Source organism: Bacillus cereus group sp. MG9 (genome assembly GCF_040459995.1).
Taxonomy (GTDB): Bacteria; Bacillota; Bacilli; order Bacillales; family Bacillaceae_G; genus Bacillus_A; species Bacillus_A mycoides.
Genome location: NZ_JARVHC010000001.1, coordinates 2,724,303 through 2,742,433 on the forward strand (window position 1 = coordinate 2,724,303; position 18,131 = coordinate 2,742,433).

Below are 18,131 nucleotides of genomic sequence, written 5' to 3' on the forward strand. Positions count from 1 at the left end.
CGTTTGAAAGAATTTTTAAGTCACCATTACATATACATAGGCATTTACTATAAGAAAGATCAGTAATTTATTGAAGGAGGAACGATTCAAATGTATCCTCATTGGAATCCAAATATAAATCAACAATATGCTTACTCCCCCCATCCAGTAAGAAATACACTGCATTATGATTCGCAATACATGATGCAGCGCATCGCAAGCCTTGAAAGCCAATTAGCTAAATTAATCTCATTAATCGAAGAAAATAATCAATTAATAAAATCAATGGAACAACAGCAAAACCAAGTTTGTGCACCAGCTGGAGGTTCTGTTATTGTTCGGATGTAATTCGAATTCAAAAAACACACTTTGTAGTATAAAGTGTGTTTTTTGAATTATTTTCTTTTTGTATAAAACCCTTGCGTAATTCGGTCTAATATAATCGCAATCACGACGATAGCTAGTCCAGCTTCAAATCCCATTCCGATATTTACTTGTGTTACAGAGCGATATACATCGACGCCAAGTCCTGGCGCTCCTACAAGTGAAGCTGTTACAACCATTGATAACGAAAGCATAATACTTTGATTCACGCCAGCCATGATCGTTCCGGTTGCGAGCGGTAATTGTACTTTAAATAATTTTTGTGATGCGGTAGAGCCAAACGCATTCGCAGCTTCAATTAAATCTTCTGGAACTTGTCTAATTCCTAAGTCTGTAAATCTGATTGTCGGTGGCATAGCAAAAATAACGGAAGCAATAATGCCTGGTACGACGCCTACTCCAAAAAATGTTATCGCGGGAATGAGATAGACGAATGCCGGCATTGTTTGCATAAAATCTAATGTCGGTTTTAAAAATTTTGAGAAACGTTCATTTTGAGATGCTAAAATGCCAATGGGAATTCCGATAATAATTGAAATAATAACTGACGTAAGTACGAGCGCTAATGTTTGCATCGTTTGTGCCCAGTAGTTAATATTTAAAATAAATAATAATCCGATGAGCGTAAAAATGACTAAAGATAATTTCCTCGTTGTGTACCAAATGAGGAAACATAAGATGATAATCATCACTATGGCTGGTATTATTGTTAAAAAATTAGTGAGTAAATCAACAAATCCACCGATAATATAGGAGAATCCTCGGAACAAGCCTTCAAAGTGCTCATATAAACTTGCAACAAATGAATCGACCCATTCGCCTAATGGAATGCGCGGAATATTATTCATCGTCTTTCACCTCTTCCTCAATGTTACCTGCAAGAGCTTGAATGACACTTTCACGTTTAATAATTCCTCTCAACCTTTTCTTTTCATCAATTACGGGTAATGGATATTTCATCTCCGCCATTTTTGCATACGTTTCTTCCAGTAATGTATCTAGATAAACGTGTGGAATATCGTTAAGTAATAAATCAGCAATTGGCCATTGTTTTTTCATTGCTTTACTTGCATCATCCGCTGTTAAAATACCTAAAAACTCATACTTTTTGTTCACAACATATACCGTAGAAACACCTGCATTTCTCATAATTTGCAGAGCTACACGCGGCCCACGATCGATTAATAACGTTTCTGGTCTTTTTAAAATAGATTCTGCCGTAATTACTTTTCCTAAATTCACATCCGCCACGAATTTCTCTACAAATTCATTTGCAGGGCTCATCATAATTTCTTCCGGTGTTCCAATTTGGACAATTTCTCCATCTTTCATTAATGCGATACGATCACCAATTCGAAGAGCTTCATCTAAATCATGTGTAATAAAAATAATTGTTTTTTCCATTTTATCTTGTAACTCTAACAATTCATCTTGCATTTCTTTTCGAATTAGTGGATCTAATGCACTAAATGACTCGTCCATTAGTAATACATCTGGATTATTCGTTAGTGCCCTTGCAATTCCAACACGCTGCTGCATACCACCACTAAGTTGACTAGGGTAATTATCTTTATGATGATCGAGTCCTACTAACTGTAGCGATTCTAACGCCTTATTTTCTCGTTCCTCTACTGGAACTCCTTGAATTTCTAACCCGTACGCAACGTTTTGTATTACCGTACGATGTGGAAATAAAGCAAACTTCTGAAAAACCATACTCATTTTCGTCCTTCTTACTCTTCGCAATTCTTCTTTTCCCATCGTTGCGATGTCTTCACCATCTATGTATATATGCCCGGCTGTCGGTTTGATTAATTGATTTAGCATTCGAACTAGCGTTGATTTCCCACTACCAGACAAACCCATAATAACGAAAATTTCTCCAGTGTATACTTCAAACGTTGCCTTTTTCACACCAACGTTCATTCCTGTCTCCTTTAAAATTTCCGATTTGCTTTTTCCTTCTTTTAATAAGGTAAGCGCTCGTTGCGGATGTTTCCCAAAGACTTTTGTTACATTTTCAACACGTACCTTTGTATTATCCATGTCACTACTCCTTTTCTACCCATCTATTTACATAGTGTTGCGATTTTACAGAGAAATATTACATAAAAATGACATATATAAGATTTCTTTAAAAATTCTTGTTTCCGTTCATAATAAGAAGGTTCACTTATAGATTAATTTATAAAAAGCAAAAGCTTCACAGGAGGTTTTGAATGCGAAAAAAAATATGGATTATAAGTCTGTTACTATTTATTAGTATGATTTTCACTTCTTGTAATGCAACAAATGCAAATTCGAAAGGAAAAATTAAACTTGGTGTAACAAGTTGGAAAGAAAATATCGCAACCGCAAATATGTGGAAAGTTTTATTAGAAGAAAAAGGCTATAAAGTTGAACTCATGTATTTAGAAAAAGCTGCGATATGGACTGGCGTCGCACGTGGTGATGTTGATGCGAATCTAGAAGTATGGCTTCCTGTTACAGATAAACCATTAAATGCCCGTTACAAAGATGACTTCGTCTTAAAATCAAAATGGTATGAAGGTACTGGGCTTGGTTTAGTCGTCCCTTCTTATGTGAAAAACGTTAACAGTATTGAAGATTTAAATGCACATAAAGATGAGCTAGATAATAAAATTGTTGGGATTGAACCTGGTAGTAGCCTAATGAATTTAACGAATAAAGCAATGAAGGAATATGATATAAAACTAAAACTTGTCCAATCTTCAGAAGCTGCGATGATGAGCGAACTAAAGAAGGCATATACGAAAAAGAAACCAATTGCTGTTACGCTTTGGAATCCTCATTGGGGCTTTTCAGAATTTGACTTAAAATATTTAAAAGACCCTAAGAAAGTATATGGTGAAAAAGATGACATTTATTACTCAGTTCGTAAAGGTTTCGAAAAAGATCATCCGGATATTGTGAAATACTTTGACCAATGGAAAATGAACGATGAACAACTAGGTACTTTAATGGTCATGCTAAATAAAACGAAAGATCCGGAAGAAGCCGCGCGAAAATGGATTAAAAAGAATCAAGCTTTAGTTGATGAATGGATAAAAGAATAAAGAATGACAAAAACAGGCTAGAGAATTTAGTATATTCTCTAGCCTGTTTTATGTTATTTTTTCTCAATAACTGCATCGACAATTCCATATTCCTTCGCTTCTTCTGCCGTCATAAAATAATCTCTTTCTGTATCATGTGCTACTTTTTCAACTGGTTGCCCTGTTCGCTCTGCGATAATTTTATTTATATCGTGTTTTAACTTTAAAATTCTTTTTGCTGTAATTTCAATCTCCGTCGCTTGCCCTTTTACACCGCCAAGTGGTTGATGAATCATGATTTCACTGTTAGGAAGCGCAAATCTTTTTCCTTTTGCGCCAGCTAATAGTAAAAGCGCACCAAATGATGCCGCAAAGCCCATACAAAGTGTTTGCACATCTGGTTTAATAAGGTTCATCGTATCTAATATTGCAAATCCCGCTGTCGTTGAACCACCCGGACTATTGATATACAGGAATATATCTTTTTCTGCATCTTCCGCTTCTAAAAATAATAATTGTGCTACTACACTGCTTGCAACTTGATCGTTAATTTCTGAACCAATCATAATAATTCGGTCTTTTAATAATCTTGAATATATATCATAGGAGCGTTCTCCTAATTTCGTTTGTTCTATTACGTAAGGAATTACACTCATTATAAATCCCTCCATCTGTTTTATGCCGCATTAAGCATACAACTGTAAGAAGAAGATTGTTTCATACTGAAGAATAACACTGGTTGTATTGATGGTAACTTAGTGAAATCTATTGTTGGGAGAAGTTTCGTCAACAATTCAGGTCTTTCTTCTCGAATAGAAGTTACAACGATTTCAACATCATCCGTGTACTCCACTATTTCAATGCCTTCTTCATTTACAGTTTTCAGCCTATTTCTACTCCTAAATAAAGATGCTTTCACTGCCCCTTCTGATACAGAGCATATTTTTGCAATATCCGCGATACTATATTGAAAAACATCCTTCAATAATAAAATTACGGATTGTTGCACATTTAACGAAGACAATACTTTCCCTACCATTTCATGCAAATCTGCAATTTTCCCATGTGGTTCTTCAAATGTATTTTGCTGTTCTAACTTTTCTTGAACGGATTTTGATTTCATTTGATCTAACCATTGATTTCGAGCAATTTTATACAGAAGCGTTATACAAATTTCCTTCTCACTATACTTTTGAAGAACTTTGCAAATTGCTTCTTGGGCAAGGTCTTCCCCATCCCATTTGTTTTTCGTCAAAAACGTACAGTATCTTTTTACCTCTGCATAATGTGTAATTAAAAAATTTATATTTGAATGATTCATATCGATATGATCCTTTAAAACCTGAGTTACTTTTGTGCACAAAATAACCACTCCTTTTCAGCGCTTACTTAATAAACGATTGAACAAATAAAAAAGTTACGGGGCTTATAATTAATTTTATGTTTATGTTCATGAATACGGGTCATAAATATGTTATATAGCATTTTACATGAGGAGGAATCAATTTGCCAAAATTAACAGTTGAAGGTACCGGAACTTTCGATATTAAAGAAGGAACGAAATTAGTCTTAGCACTTGAAGATAACGGTGTACACATTCTTCATCGTTGCGGTGGCAAAGCAAGATGTACAACTTGTAGAGTTGAAGTCATTGCAGGTGATTTTTGTGAGGCGACAAATGATGAAAAACAAGCTATTACGGAAAAAGGAATTGAAGACCACTTACGATTATCGTGCCAAATGCGTGTACATAAAGATATTACCGTTCGCCCTATACTTACAGTTGAAAATTCCGGTTTAGATGCTGGATCACGCCCGGCGGAGTAAAATGATGAATTTAAAACAGCTTGCAGGCGAATATGCTGCTGGCTTTGTAAGAGATGGTATGACGATTGGACTTGGTACGGGTTCAACCGTATATTGGACGATACAAAAATTAGGTCACCGTGTACAAGAAGGGTTATCTATTCAAGCTACACCGACATCAAAAGAAACTGAAGTATTAGCAAAACAATTATCTATTCCGCTAATCTCTTTAAATGAAATTGATATACTTGATCTCACAATTGATGGAGCAGATGAAATCAATAATGATTTACAATTAATAAAAGGTGGTGGTGGTGCATTACTTCGCGAAAAGATTGTTGCCACCTCCTCTAAAGAACTTATTATTATTGCAGATGAATCCAAACTCGTTTCACATTTAGGTACCTTTCCACTTCCTATTGAAATCATCCCCTTCTCTTGGAAGCAAACTGAAAAGAGAATTCAATCTTTAGGATGCGAAACGCGTTTACGTATGAAAGATGGCGGACCATTTATAACTGATAACGGCAATTTAATTATTGATTGTATTTTTCCAAACAAAATATTGAATCCAAATGATACACATACAGAGTTAAAGATGATTACCGGTGTAGTTGAAACAGGATTATTTATCAATATGACGAGCAAAGCGATCATCGGAACAAAAAACGGTATAAAAGAATATTAAGCATTTTAAAGGCTGACTTTTGCAAGTCAGTTTTTTCTTTTATAGCATTACAGTATGATATACTATGAAAACACATTCATATCACACTAGAAAGGGCTGAACAATTTGCAATCCAAACTCATAACAGAACTTACAGATTTAGAAACTGCCTTTCACATTCGAAAAGAAGTCTTTGTAAAAGAACAAGGTGTCCCACTTGAAGATGAATTCGATACATATGACCAAATTGGCGAGGCATGCAAACATATATTAGTTTATTATAATGAACTTCCTGTAGGAACTGGCCGTATACGATTCGTTGACGGAATGGGTAAACTAGAAAGAATTTGTATTTTAAAAGACTATCGCAAATACGGATTAGGCAAAGTAATCATTCAAAAGTTAGAAGAGATTGCTCGTAACAAAGAAGCAAACAAAGTTAAACTACACGGTCAAACACAAGCTGAAGGGTTTTATGAAAAATTAGGCTATCAAACTTCTTCCGACGTATTTATGGAAGATGGAATTCCACATATTCTTATGACGAAAGTGTTATCATAATAGAAATGTTACTATATGATTCTACATTATGTATTCGTATAGTAACCTTTCTGTAGCTTATTCGTTTGAAAGTCTCTTTGATGAATATTCTAGATTAATACAAAAAGACGACGCTGAATACGTCGTCTTTTTTATAAGCAGAAAAGTTAACTCTCAAACTTCCTTTTTTTGCATCAAAGCCCATCATCTTTCATTTCATTTTGAGGTAAAGCTTACACTGTTTTCCATAAGGATAAAGCAAAAATCCAGTTTGGATCCCCATGTCCTTCATAATTCTGGACTGCTTCATACACTTTTCCCTCGTGTAAAACTCTATCTTCCTTTTTATATGCTTTCTTTGCATCCCACGCTTCATATGAAGCGCTTTCAGTTTTTGTAGTAATTGTGAACGTATCACTTTGTACGGATTCATTTCCAACTATATCCACTGCTTTCACTGCATATTTATAAGTAGTATTAGCGAGTAAATTTTTATCCATATAAGAAGTCGTATTGGATGTTGCAATTTTTTTCATTGTTCCTTCTATTTCTCTATAAATATCGTAATAGTCTACTCCAACGTTATCATCAGATGGGCTCCACATTAGATCCACACTTGACGCTGTTGTTTCCATGCTATGTAATCCTTTTGGTTGTGTTGGTGCTTCTGTATCAGGAGCTTCAACTGTTGTTTTCACTGTAAGCGCTGTACTTTCTTTCGATACATTGCCAGCTGCGTCAATTGCTTTTACAGTATAAGTGTATTCTGTGCTTGGTTGTAATTTCTTATCAATAAAATAAGTGCCTGGTACTGTGTCAATCATCTCTCCGTTACGGAAGATTTGGTACCCTTTTACTCCTACATTATCCGTAGAAACGTTCCATGTTAGTTCTATACTATTCGCTGTTACTTTTTGCGCCTGAATTCCATTTGGAATACTTGGCGCTTCTGTGTCTGGTTTCACATTATTGATGAGATTCACATCAATTACATTATAGAACGCATTTGCTGTATCAGCTACATCCCATACAGCTAAAATCACATGATATCCACTACGGTCAGTAGGTACATTGATTTTATGAGTTAAATTATTTGAAGCTGCAGAACCATCATGTTGTACAGTGCCAATTGGCTCAAAGTCTGCTCTTGTTAGTGCTTTATTTGGATTCCATCCTTTTTTTGTAATATAGTAGTGCCATTTGCTTGTTAAGTGAGGTGCTGTATACTTCCAAGTAAATGTATTTTCCCCACCAGTGATTGTATTTTTAAACCAACGATTTGCTGTTTGTTGATCTAAAATACCGCCAAATTTTCCACCTGCAGAAGCGATTTTCCCATCAACTGGGCCACCTTGTGGGAATCCTTTTGGAGCTTCTAAACTTTGTGGTTCATACATAACACTTCCGCAGTTTACATTTAGAGCACCATAAGTTGGACTACATAAAGCGGAACGGCTACCAGGCTTTTCAACAAAGCCGTGCGCATATGCATTTTGAGGAATAAGTGTCGTGCTGATAATTCCAGCTGTTAATGCAACAGCTCCTATACTTTTTTTGTTCATTTTCAAGTTTTGTAGTTGTTTTAAAAATCGATTATTCATGTTCCTGTCCCCTTCTTGTTATACTTCGTAGTGTAATGTGGGCTTTGATGTAAAAGAATAACAAGAGTCAATCTTATTTCGTGTATGCGTAAATATGCATACACCGTCGTAAAGAAACATTTCATTTCTTGTGAAATATTTCACTTATGGAATATATCATGACATAGAAATCACCTAAATGTGTGCAGAAGTTGTGCAGAAACAGTGAAATTACTACTAACACGTAAAACTACATCCTAAATTTATAAAGTAAAAGTGAGCAATAGAAATTGTAGTACTTGTAATGAAAAATTTTAGGTATATATATGGATGAATTGCACCAAGTCGTCTTGAAACCCTTCATCGTTAACTTAAAACGCATGGCAATGTGAGATCACATTATTTTAAAACAACGTGCCATCTCCATTTTCCATATATCTTTCTATCAACACTTTGAAATTACTTATCACTTGTAAACATTTCCGAATCCGTCAATATAGTTTCATAAAACTTATCATATGCTTCACTGTATTGAAGTTTTAACTTTTCTATTAAACTTGTATCTGGTGAAACAATGTCAATAACGTCTGTACTTATATACAATAAATAAGTATCGTTATAAAAAGAAATATACGCTTGCTGACCACCATTAACGACATACTTGCAATACTTATATACTTCATCTTCATGTACACCTTTAATCGTAGTAAATATGATTGTACTTTCAAGATCATCAACGTCTACTTTCGTTTCTGCCCAATTCTTAATCTTCATGAACCTTCCAATTTTTGTTTTCTCATTTATTCTCTTACTTTTACCATATGTTATGTAACCGGAAATAAATGAAACATCAATTGTATCAGGACTTTTAAAAAGTTCAGTCAAAATCCCTCTTAATCCTCTCAAATTACCCTCAAATAATTCTATATCGAATCTAATTCTATTTTTCGCCTCCACTTGAAAAAATGGTGTAGCTGTCATGTCAGCAAAATTTACATCTAGTATTTTCATTCTTTCCATTTCATCAATTCCTCGCTTCATATAACATAAAAGTGTCTATATCATTTAATATAGACACCCTTTCACATGTATAGTTTTAATAACAGCCTGTAAATTTAAAAATTTCATCAACTGCTTGCTTATACCCACCTGATTTTCGGAGAGACTCCTTCAAATTCAAAGCAGCTTCTTTACATGACGGATTATTTAATACTATTTCTACACTTTCACTTAGTTGATCCGCAGTTAATCCTTGCATTTGCAATTTAACTCCTGCCCCGAGACTCTCCACTTGCTTTGCGATTACTGGCTGATCTGCACTTTGCGGAATTACAACGAGTGGAACACCGTTATATATCCCTTCATGCGTACTGTTCATACCGCCGTGTGTAATAAATAGTTTCGTATATTTGAGAAGTTCAGTTTGTGGTACATAGTTTTTCACAATGAAGTTTTTAGGGATATTACCTAAATCACTTATTTCCGTTTTGTTGCCAATAGACATAACAATTGTATGCTTACTATTCTCGAACGCCTTCATACAAAGTTTATAAAAATCAATCGCCTCATTAAAAACAGTACCTAATGAAATGTAAATCAGGCTTTTTTCTTCAATTGAAGTGTAATCAAAACCTTCATTTTTCACTTGTGTAGAGATAGATGGACCCACAAATTTGAATGTTTCATTAAATGTATCCCCAAAAGGTTGGAACTCCTTAATTGTATACACAATAGTAAGTGAAGCTGGATTACAGAAAACTTCATACGGTGAGTTTATATTAACACCATATTTTTCTATAATTCCATTAGTTAAGTTTTCAAAATCATTATGTATTCTATCCTGAACTTCCAGTGGGATATTTTTAGAAAGATGGTCTAACATTTGTTTAAATGATTTTTCATCTTGTGCAAAAGATGTGCATGAATTTATGGCTGGAAGATTAAGAATTTGGGCAATTAAGCGACCACAGCCAAACATCGAATCATGAATAATATAATCAAAATGTTCACCTTCAATTTGTTCTAGAACACTAGGTATTACAATATCAGCTGTATGTAGAAGGCCGTTTATTCTTTCCTGTAAATAATTTCGACCACCGGAAAGAAATGCTTGTATAAATTTTTGATCATCAATCGTTCGTACAGTAGCACCTGTCTTCTCAATACGCTCCCTGAAAGCCTCTATTGAAAAATAAACTACCTCTTCACCGCGAGAAATCAGTTCTTCTACAACATGTAATGTTGGATTTATATGTCCTTCTGATCCAGCGTTAATGAATAAAACACGTGCCATTCAAAACACTCCTTAAATTTTAAAATTTCTATGTTGTAAAGAATATGGATACTTTCCATATTCTTTACGGAGTTATATGTATCATTTTCCTGCTAAATTGACCTAGCAAGCCTAAACCCAAGATCATCTATATGAAATGTAGGATGGCTACGGCGGCGACAAGTAGCACCGCACCCTCTCGCTTCTTCAGCCCAGCTACCGCCTCGGAAAATTCGGTACGATCCATATACCTTTTCATCATACAAATCATAACACCATTCCCAAACGTTCCCTAACATATCATATACTCCCCATGCATTCGGTTCTTTTTTACCGACGTCATGAATTTGTCCACTTGAATTTTCATTATACCATGCTATTTTCTGAAGTTCCCCATACGTATATCCCGTCGTACCTGCTTTACATGCGTATTGCCACTCTGCCTCAAATGGTAATCGATAGCCCTTGGATTCTACATTACAACTAACCTTTTGGCCGTCATCACTAATAGAATAATACTCTGTTTCTCCCAACTTTTTAGAAAGTAAATTACAAAAAGCGATTGCATCATTCCATGAAATATTTACAACAGGTTTATTACCATTTTCATTACCATTTAGTGCACGATTCGTAATCGCGTAATATAATTCCGCTGTTACAACATACTTTGCAAGAAGAAATGGTTTTATTTGAACTTGCCATTCTTTTTTTATTCGATCATCTCTTAATTCTACTTTTCCTGCTGGAATTTTCACCATATTAGAATCAACCGGGCCAATGAATCTATTCAATCCTATCCCCCCATGTTACTTCTTTTTATAATCTAACTATTTATGGTATCATGCTTCTCTAAAAATAGTCTTACTTCATTTGAAGATTTTAAAATAATAACATCTGTATCCTTACTCAATTGATTTAGCCTCTTTAAAATTGAAGGGCGTTTCGTTTTAGGATATTCCCATATCCATTTAAAAAATTGCAAGTCAAACCTTTCTTCACATCCAGCACCCATATCCGGTCTTGTTTTATTACGATATTGCACAATTCTTTTAAAAGCACGATAAACACATATTGTTCTATGAATATCAAGAAAGATAATTGTATCAGCTGCGTTAATTCTTATGTCCATTGTCCCGCCATAATTCCCATCAATAATCCACTTTTCCCCTTTAACTAATTCATTTTGAACCGTTCTTTGCTCCTCTTTCGGTACACCCTCCCAATTTGGTTTCCAAAATAAAGCATCAAGATGATGCACCTTAATATTTAGCTTATTACCTAACTGCCTTGCTAATGTAGATTTTCCTGAACCACCAGAACCTATTAATATTATTTTTTTCATAAATACCCCTTTTTACATCTTTTATTTCTTCCGTAGCATAAACTCACCAAGCATTCCTACTCCAACACCAATTGTGTAAGCCACTAAATCACTCCATAAAAATCCGTAACCTAATACGAGTCCACCTAAAGTCGTTGCTCGAATGCTATCTATCCATTCCGCATGGTACAATTGACTAATTTCAATCCCGTAGCAAAATATCAAACTAATAAAAGCTAATTTCCTCGTTTCTATTTTAGGAAACAAAAATCCAAATCCAATAAAAATCATTAATGCCCATAAAGCATCACCTAAGTACCCATTTAACAAATCTGGTAACGCAAAAGCAAACTTTCTTGAACTAAGACCTAAAATAATAACAACTATAGTAAACACCGCATATAGTAATCTATTTCGTTTCGTATTCATTTCAAAATCCCCTAATATATAATGTAAAACTGCAAATAGCTAGTAAAATATAATCATTTTACTAGCTATTTATAGTCGCCTTCACTTTGTATTTAATCCAATAACTCTTGCTGCTTTTTCTTTGAAAATGATTGTAATACTAAATCATACGACCAATCTATCATTTTATTAATTTGTTCTTGCCCCACATCCTTATGTATGTACACTGTATTCCAATGCTTTTTATTCATATGATATCCAGGAATTATTGTTTCTGGGTAATCTTCTCTTATTCGTAAAGAGAGTTCTGGATCACATTTTAATGTAATCGCAGCTTTTTCCCCTTCTTCATGGTTCACTATCGCAAATATTTTATTATTGAGCCTCATACATGTTGCACTCCAGCCATCTGGAGAATCCTCTGTCGCTTTTCTTTTCGATAAACAATACGCTCTTGTTGCATTCATTCTAATTGGCACCTCTTATTCTTTCACTATTTGATTACGATGCATCACAATTTGCTTCGTCGCTTTAAATTGCTGTTCACCATAAAACTTTATTAGTTTCTCGCCGCAAAATAGACTAACAATATCAATATCGGATACCTCTTGAAGTAACATTGTAAGCATCTTCTCACCAATTCCCTTGTTTCTTACACTCTCATGTACGACAACATCTTCAATATACGCCCGAAAAACACCGTCAGTAACAACTCTAGCAAATCCAATTAATTCGTTTTCTTCCCATACTCCAATTGCTATACTATTCTTTAACATTTTTTGAATATCGACTTCTTTTCTTTCTGGCCACCAACCTACAGAATCGTAAAGTTTCTTTATTTTTTCTACACAAATTGGTTGTTCATGTTGTAATTTATACGTGTACATTTTCTTTCTCCTGTCAAATAGTTTACATAATATTATTATAATCTCTTTTCTAAAAAGTGCTGACTATGCCCTTTCGGGTGATCTTCAACGACACCATATTCTCGGTAGCCGTGCTTTTTATAAAATTCTGGTGCTTGGAAACTAAATGAATCTAGTAATATGAGTCTACATCCTTTTTCTTTCGCAATGTCTTCGATTTTATGTATCAGTTGACTTCCATAACCATCATGACGAACGGATTCATCAACCCATAAAAAATCGATATGAAGATGATAAAAATACATCGTTCCTGTAACGCCGCCAAAGATTTTCCCTTCCTCATCTTTCACTACGAAACTTACTTGTTCCATTGGTTGCTTTACTTCATCTGTTAAGGTGGACATGTTATATTGAATTACTTTATTTTTTATGTATTCGCCTTCAGTGCGAGTACCGTTCTCTATACGTTTCATATGTACTTCTTCCTTTCAATTCTTATAATATTTACATATTTTTATTTCTTCATTTCAATAGACTAATCCATACAAATCCACCATATGTAACAAAACATGAAAAACTAATTAACCCCGGCATTGATACATACCCTGTTCTTGCATAACTTATGACGATATAACTAGCAATTAATGGAATAGATTTATATCTGTGACATAAGGGCATATGCTTATTTTTATTTTTAAAGGCTTTTTCCTTATACTTGCGTGTTAGCTAGTTCATAAACTATAAAGTGTAAGTGGGTGAATAATAAGGATGGTGTAAAAATGAGTAAATTTAAAAAGAAATTTCATATTCCGTGCGAATGTTTTGGTCCCCCTTTACCTCCACCTGAAATTGGTCCAACGGGTCCAACAGGACCAACAGGACCGACAGGACCAACAGGACCAACAGGACCAACAGGACCAACAGGACCAACAGGACCAACAGGACCAACAGGACCAACAGGACCAACAGGACCAACAGGACCAACAGGACCAACAGGACCAACAGCAGTAGGGTGTTGTCCATGTACTAATGTTCTTGACAACCCTGGATTTGATGAGCTACCAATAATAACCGATCCAGTTCCTGGTTGGAATCAAACTGGGGATGTTACAGAGGTAGGTTTTCCAAATGCCCATAGTGGTCGTATTCTTTCAAATGGGACACTTAGTCTCTTAGCTGCGTCAATTGAACCAGGTGGAAGTATTAATCAATCGGTTGATGTTGGCGAAGGTTGTTGTTTTACACTTTCTTTCGCTGCGGATGTAAGGGATAATGCATTTCTTATAGCTTCTGTATCTTTTCCAGAACTTGGACACGGATGTCCTCCTCTCGCTACAACTCTTGGTTCATTAAATATTCCACATATTATACCTGTTGGGAATCAACCGCAATCTCTTTTCCAACATTATATTCTTGTTGTGTGTATACCTCCTGGTGTGACTACAGCATGTGTTGCTTTCCAAAATATTGCTACAGGTGGAGAAGGTGCAACAGCTTTTGTTGATAATGTTGTATTTCAGCCGACTGGTGGACCTTGTCCTTCATGTTCACAAAATTTCTAATGTATTGAAGTACTTGAAGCTTTTCGTTTTACTGGCGGATCACAAAACCATTAAGGAGAGCCTTTGTGCTCTCTTTTTATGTTAGAAATCACCAGACACTCCCATATGCTGAGCGCATTCCTTTATAGTCCCGATACATATGAGCGATTCACTTTTGTAAACGGTATACTCCTTTAGGTGCACTATTCCCCTCCCTGCTATTAAAATAACGTTTTTATTCAATTATCGGTTACAACGTTTGGTTGACTTGTCATCTTATATTCTTTATATAAGCACTTCAAAGCTTCTAGAATTGTTTCATCAACCTCTTTATGATCAAATCGATTAGGTAAATCTCTTCCCCCAATTACATAAAGAAACGGAAATTCATGAAACATTCCTATTATACCAATATTTATTATAGCGGTGGATAAACCACCTGTCATATGAGCTAAATGATAATACGGTATCCCTTCATAATCACCTTGTTGCCTTACCATTCCATTAATAATGGGTTCCCATAATTCTGGTTCTGATTTATATCCTTGAAAAATATGTACTAAAAGTGAAAGAACTTGATTTAACTCTCCGACATTTTGCTCATCTCTAGGGTTTTCCTGTATATGAATCTTTGAAAAGTACGTTAAAACATTTTCTCTGACAGTTTCCCATCCTCCGCAGTGCATTACAACCGAGTGAGCAATATAACTGTCGTGGCAAGCTATCATTACTTCAACCGCTTTACTAAGTGTTAATGTAGTTCTTCCTTGTAAATGAGGATATAACTGCACACTATCCTCATTTGGATTAAACTTAATGTGATGAAGTGTATCATTCCAATTAATTTGTTTGTCCTTTACCATCCTCGCTACTGCAAATCCAATTGCCACTTTTGCTGCTGATGCTAAAGGAACATAAAGTTCATTATTATAAGAAGCAATTATGTTTTCATATTTTGTAGAGTAAACAATTACTCCAACTTGACCAGATTGTATTTCTTTAATTTTCCCAATGACATCCTGCATATTCACCCCTCTTTTTATATCGTTTTATCATCTTCTCAAAATTCGATATAGAATATAAGAATCCTTTTTTGTTAAATGATAATCATGAATACAATAAGAAAAAGATAGCATGAGATTTCTTCATACTATCTTTTGAAATATATACAATTTCTTTTTAAAATTATTTTTACAGTAATAGATACAGCTATTCTTCAGTAGGATTTTTAGGACCATTAAGCTCCAATTGATAAAAAGCTAAATCTAGCCATCGATTGAACTTATAACCGGCTTTTTTTATTGTTCCTGCATGAACAAATCCATAGTTTTGATGCAGGGCAATACTTTTCTCATTTTCTGCGTCAATTCCAGCAATTAAGGTCATATATTCTCTTTTCTGTGCAATAGCTATTAGTTCTTTCATTAAAGACTTCCCAATTCCATTTTTTCTATATTCCTTATCAACGTATATAGAATGTTCAATTGAATATTTATAGGCAGGCCATGCCCTAAAGGGGCCAAATGTCGCAAATCCTACTACTTTATTATCTAGCTCGTAGACTAAAATAGGATAGCCATCAGCCTTTTTTTGTTCATACCAATCTATTCTATTTTCAAGGGTTACAGGTTCGTACGCATATACAGCTGTTGAATTAAGGATTGCATCATTATAAATATCTAAAATAAATGTTACATCTTCTTTCATTGCTTCCCTTATCATTGTTTTCTTCCTTTCATAATGATTTTTCTCTGTACCTTTCTTTCAACTGATCTACCTAATAATAATACAAACTTATTTTTACAACCGAATTCTAGATTTTCGAAAACCATCAATTGCATTTAGTACCGCAGATAATATGAAGATAATTATCCCTCCACCAATTAACCACGTTTTAAATTCCTCTGGAGAAATTGCAAACACATTTGCCACATACGTAATGAATCCTTCGTTAAATAAATGAGGATTTACTACGATTACAATGAATACTATTGTTGCAGCTAACTGTAGGATTGCGTTCCCAATTGCCAACCTTGTCGTCCATTGTCCTTGCACTAACTTATAAAGAGATATACCTATCTCGAAAACAATCATAATTACAACGATTGGCCAATACTGAAGTAAAACATCTTGATTGAAAGTTGGTGCGACAAATTTCAGTCCATCTGCTGCACCATTATATACGCCAACAAGATGATTCGCATAAAAGTAAAGGGTAGCCCAAACTGCTGTCCACATCAAACCTCCAAAAACTTCAAACTTTGAGATCGCCTTTTTCTTTGGAACATACGAGATATTTTTCAAATCATCAGGAGTCCATTTTTTTAAACTTGTCGTCAACGGTTGGGTACCTTTGTCTTTATCTGTTCTTTCTAAAATAGCAAATACAAGTGTCAACCAGAAAAATACATGGAGGCCTACTTCGACAATTTCCCCAATGCCTTTACCTATCAATTGTAAAATAACATTTAATACTGCCTGATCACCAGTATAGCCTATAAAATTTTCTGCAATCATTGCAATGAGTGCGATAACAGCTGCAATTGGTATGATCATTTTTAATAATGTCGTATACACATCAAAATAACGTGGTCCAATTAAATGCATCGGTCTATCCAAATACCCATTAGCCAATGAAACTGGGCTCCCCAATTTTTCAAGGACACTCTTTACATCTTCCTCATTGTACTCATCAGGTAACATATCCTCTATTGTCGACCGTAGTTCAAGCGTAATATCTTCACGATTTTTTTCAGGTAATCTCTTCGCAACTTCATGGACGTACATATCAATCAAACTCATTCTCGTCCTCCTCCTTTAATAAGTTATAAAGTTCTTTTGAATCCTTTATCCATTCCTTTTTCAACTGCAAAAATATATTTAATCCATATTCACTTAAAACATAGTACTTACGAGGTCTACTCTCAGTTTTATCCCAACTACTCGTCACTAGCTCCTGCTTTTCTAATCGGCGAAGTAGTGGATATAAAGTACTTTGATCTATCATGATTCCTGATTGCTCCAATAATTGGACAAGCGAATATCCATATTGCGGCGTTCTTAGTTGACTTAAAACCGCTAATGTCAATGTCCCTCTCCTTAGCTCAGTAATTAATGAATTTAATAAAGTATCCATTCACCCACCTCATTTCCATTACTATATGTCATACAGTATGTGTTTTATACTATGTATCGTACAGTATTAGTGTGACAAAAACAATAATTTTTCAAAAAATATATACAATAAAAAGCACAAACTATATAATTTGCGCTTTTCTAGCTAACTTAAATACCTATAACACTCTTAACCTTGTCCCTCTGGTAATAAAAAATCTCCCTTTTCTTTAAAAAATGGAGCAACACCTACAATTGCCTCAAAATTGATTACTCCATATACATGCGGGTATTCTTGACCGTTAGTAGCAAGTTCATATTTTATTTCTGCTTTTACTAGGGATGGATCAATTGTAAGTAATAAAACATCTTCTTCATGACTGAAATATGTTTCCGCAACTATTAAAGCTTGGTCTAATAATGAACAATGAATAAATCCCTCTTCTATTAGTGATTTTTCATTAATTTCTCTAGTTGTTTTTGCGATTTCCCAATTTCTTTTTGTTATTACTTTTGTAATCATATCCATTCCCCCTATATCCTTATATAGAAAAAAAGAGGTTTTTCTGTTTATTACTAGAAAATCCTCTTTTTTAT

General features: G+C 34.6%; 24 protein-coding genes. 6 read left to right on the plus strand and 18 right to left on the minus strand.

Going from position 1 to position 18,131, the window contains the following annotated elements:
* Positions 1-90: 90 nt before the first annotated feature.
* Entirely contained in the window at positions 91-327 is a 237-nt protein-coding gene (locus tag QCI77_RS13860; protein ID WP_002085127.1) for a hypothetical protein, read from the plus strand.
* Positions 328-374: 47 nt separating this feature from the next.
* Here the strand turns inward: QCI77_RS13860 and QCI77_RS13865 are convergent, their stop codons facing one another.
* Both QCI77_RS13865 and QCI77_RS13870 read right to left on the minus strand, forming a co-directional pair.
* A complete protein-coding gene (locus QCI77_RS13865) occupies positions 375-1,211 on the minus strand; it encodes an ABC transporter permease (protein WP_002127727.1) in 837 nt (278 codons plus the stop codon).
* On the minus strand, positions 1,204-2,409 hold the full coding sequence (locus tag QCI77_RS13870) for a quaternary amine ABC transporter ATP-binding protein (RefSeq protein WP_002013036.1): 1,206 nt from the start codon (positions 2,407-2,409) through the stop codon (positions 1,204-1,206). Before QCI77_RS13870 ends, QCI77_RS13865 begins: the two co-directional genes overlap by 8 nt.
* 173 nt (positions 2,410-2,582) lie before the next feature.
* Between QCI77_RS13870 and QCI77_RS13875 the strand changes: the two genes are divergently transcribed.
* On the plus strand, positions 2,583-3,440 hold the full coding sequence (locus QCI77_RS13875; RefSeq protein WP_002085124.1) for a glycine betaine ABC transporter substrate-binding protein: 858 nt from the start codon (positions 2,583-2,585) through the stop codon (positions 3,438-3,440).
* 53 nt (positions 3,441-3,493) lie between these two features.
* Here QCI77_RS13875 and clpP read toward each other — a convergent pair whose 3' ends face one another.
* Together clpP and QCI77_RS13885 are read right to left on the minus strand one after the other, a co-directional pair.
* Positions 3,494-4,075, minus strand: a complete 582-nt coding sequence (clpP, locus tag QCI77_RS13880; protein WP_002085123.1) for an ATP-dependent Clp endopeptidase proteolytic subunit ClpP — start codon at positions 4,073-4,075, stop codon at positions 3,494-3,496.
* A gap of 20 nt (positions 4,076-4,095) precedes the next feature.
* Positions 4,096-4,782 (minus strand): RNA polymerase subunit sigma-70, encoded by a 687-nt coding sequence (locus tag QCI77_RS13885; protein WP_002127730.1) that lies wholly within the window; start codon positions 4,780-4,782, stop codon positions 4,096-4,098.
* A 143-nt stretch (positions 4,783-4,925) separates the two neighbouring features.
* Between QCI77_RS13885 and QCI77_RS13890 the strand changes: the two genes are divergently transcribed.
* The 3 genes from QCI77_RS13890 to QCI77_RS13900 all read left to right on the plus strand — a co-directional run bounded on the left by QCI77_RS13890 (position 4,926) and on the right by QCI77_RS13900 (position 6,453).
* Positions 4,926-5,246, plus strand: coding sequence for a 2Fe-2S iron-sulfur cluster-binding protein (locus QCI77_RS13890; protein ID WP_002189833.1), 321 nt, complete (start codon positions 4,926-4,928; stop codon positions 5,244-5,246).
* Positions 5,247-5,250: 4 nt separating this feature from the next.
* Positions 5,251-5,913, plus strand: a complete 663-nt coding sequence (rpiA, locus tag QCI77_RS13895; protein ID WP_353825064.1) for a ribose 5-phosphate isomerase A — start codon at positions 5,251-5,253, stop codon at positions 5,911-5,913.
* Positions 5,914-6,018: 105 nt separating this feature from the next.
* Entirely contained in the window at positions 6,019-6,453 is a 435-nt protein-coding gene (locus tag QCI77_RS13900; RefSeq protein ID WP_002189834.1) for a GNAT family N-acetyltransferase, read from the plus strand.
* A 212-nt stretch (positions 6,454-6,665) separates the two neighbouring features.
* Here the strand turns inward: QCI77_RS13900 and QCI77_RS13905 are convergent, their stop codons facing one another.
* The 9 genes from QCI77_RS13905 to QCI77_RS13945 all read right to left on the minus strand — a co-directional run bounded on the left by QCI77_RS13905 (position 6,666) and on the right by QCI77_RS13945 (position 13,352).
* Positions 6,666-8,033: a lytic polysaccharide monooxygenase gene (locus tag QCI77_RS13905; RefSeq protein WP_353825065.1), complete on the minus strand. Its 1,368-nt coding sequence runs from the start codon at positions 8,031-8,033 to the stop codon at positions 6,666-6,668.
* 438 nt (positions 8,034-8,471) lie between these two features.
* Positions 8,472-9,032, minus strand: a complete 561-nt coding sequence (locus QCI77_RS13910) for a phosphatase (RefSeq protein WP_353825775.1) — start codon at positions 9,030-9,032, stop codon at positions 8,472-8,474.
* Between the two features lie 76 nt (positions 9,033-9,108).
* On the minus strand, positions 9,109-10,305 hold the full coding sequence (locus QCI77_RS13915; RefSeq protein ID WP_353825066.1) for a macrolide family glycosyltransferase: 1,197 nt from the start codon (positions 10,303-10,305) through the stop codon (positions 9,109-9,111).
* 92 nt (positions 10,306-10,397) lie between these two features.
* Entirely contained in the window at positions 10,398-11,075 is a 678-nt protein-coding gene (locus QCI77_RS13920) for a formylglycine-generating enzyme family protein (RefSeq protein WP_002136721.1), read from the minus strand.
* A gap of 32 nt (positions 11,076-11,107) precedes the next feature.
* Positions 11,108-11,626: a DNA topology modulation protein gene (locus tag QCI77_RS13925; protein ID WP_353825067.1), complete on the minus strand. Its 519-nt coding sequence runs from the start codon at positions 11,624-11,626 to the stop codon at positions 11,108-11,110.
* A 21-nt stretch (positions 11,627-11,647) separates the two neighbouring features.
* The gene (locus QCI77_RS13930) at positions 11,648-12,034 is read right to left on the minus strand and encodes a ribosomal maturation YjgA family protein (protein ID WP_002032651.1); all 387 of its coding nucleotides are present in this window, start codon (positions 12,032-12,034) and stop codon (positions 11,648-11,650) included.
* Between the two features lie 92 nt (positions 12,035-12,126).
* The gene (locus QCI77_RS13935; RefSeq protein WP_000994618.1) at positions 12,127-12,480 is read right to left on the minus strand and encodes an MmcQ/YjbR family DNA-binding protein; all 354 of its coding nucleotides are present in this window, start codon (positions 12,478-12,480) and stop codon (positions 12,127-12,129) included.
* 15 nt (positions 12,481-12,495) lie between these two features.
* Positions 12,496-12,900, minus strand: a complete 405-nt coding sequence (locus QCI77_RS13940; protein WP_060751382.1) for a GNAT family N-acetyltransferase — start codon at positions 12,898-12,900, stop codon at positions 12,496-12,498.
* Positions 12,901-12,935: 35 nt separating this feature from the next.
* A complete protein-coding gene (locus tag QCI77_RS13945) occupies positions 12,936-13,352 on the minus strand; it encodes a GNAT family N-acetyltransferase (RefSeq protein ID WP_353825068.1) in 417 nt (138 codons plus the stop codon).
* A gap of 306 nt (positions 13,353-13,658) precedes the next feature.
* Here QCI77_RS13945 and QCI77_RS13950 point away from each other — a divergent pair, with 306 nt between their 5' ends.
* Complete coding sequence (locus QCI77_RS13950; protein WP_353825069.1) at positions 13,659-14,441, plus strand: collagen-like protein; 783 nt, start codon at positions 13,659-13,661, stop codon at positions 14,439-14,441.
* A 218-nt stretch (positions 14,442-14,659) separates the two neighbouring features.
* Here QCI77_RS13950 and QCI77_RS13955 read toward each other — a convergent pair whose 3' ends face one another.
* The 5 genes from QCI77_RS13955 to QCI77_RS13975 all read right to left on the minus strand — a co-directional run bounded on the left by QCI77_RS13955 (position 14,660) and on the right by QCI77_RS13975 (position 18,057).
* Complete coding sequence (locus tag QCI77_RS13955) at positions 14,660-15,445, minus strand: serine hydrolase (RefSeq protein ID WP_353825070.1); 786 nt, start codon at positions 15,443-15,445, stop codon at positions 14,660-14,662.
* 184 nt (positions 15,446-15,629) lie between these two features.
* Positions 15,630-16,142, minus strand: coding sequence for a GNAT family N-acetyltransferase (locus QCI77_RS13960; RefSeq protein WP_353825071.1), 513 nt, complete (start codon positions 16,140-16,142; stop codon positions 15,630-15,632).
* A gap of 78 nt (positions 16,143-16,220) precedes the next feature.
* Positions 16,221-17,222 (minus strand): HAAS signaling domain-containing protein, encoded by a 1,002-nt coding sequence (locus tag QCI77_RS13965; protein ID WP_353825072.1) that lies wholly within the window; start codon positions 17,220-17,222, stop codon positions 16,221-16,223.
* Positions 17,209-17,556, minus strand: coding sequence for a PadR family transcriptional regulator (locus QCI77_RS13970; RefSeq protein ID WP_002013008.1), 348 nt, complete (start codon positions 17,554-17,556; stop codon positions 17,209-17,211). Before QCI77_RS13970 ends, QCI77_RS13965 begins: the two co-directional genes overlap by 14 nt.
* Before the next feature lie 168 nt (positions 17,557-17,724).
* On the minus strand, positions 17,725-18,057 hold the full coding sequence (locus QCI77_RS13975) for a DUF952 domain-containing protein (RefSeq protein ID WP_353825073.1): 333 nt from the start codon (positions 18,055-18,057) through the stop codon (positions 17,725-17,727).
* Between the last annotated feature and the right edge of the window lie 74 nt (positions 18,058-18,131).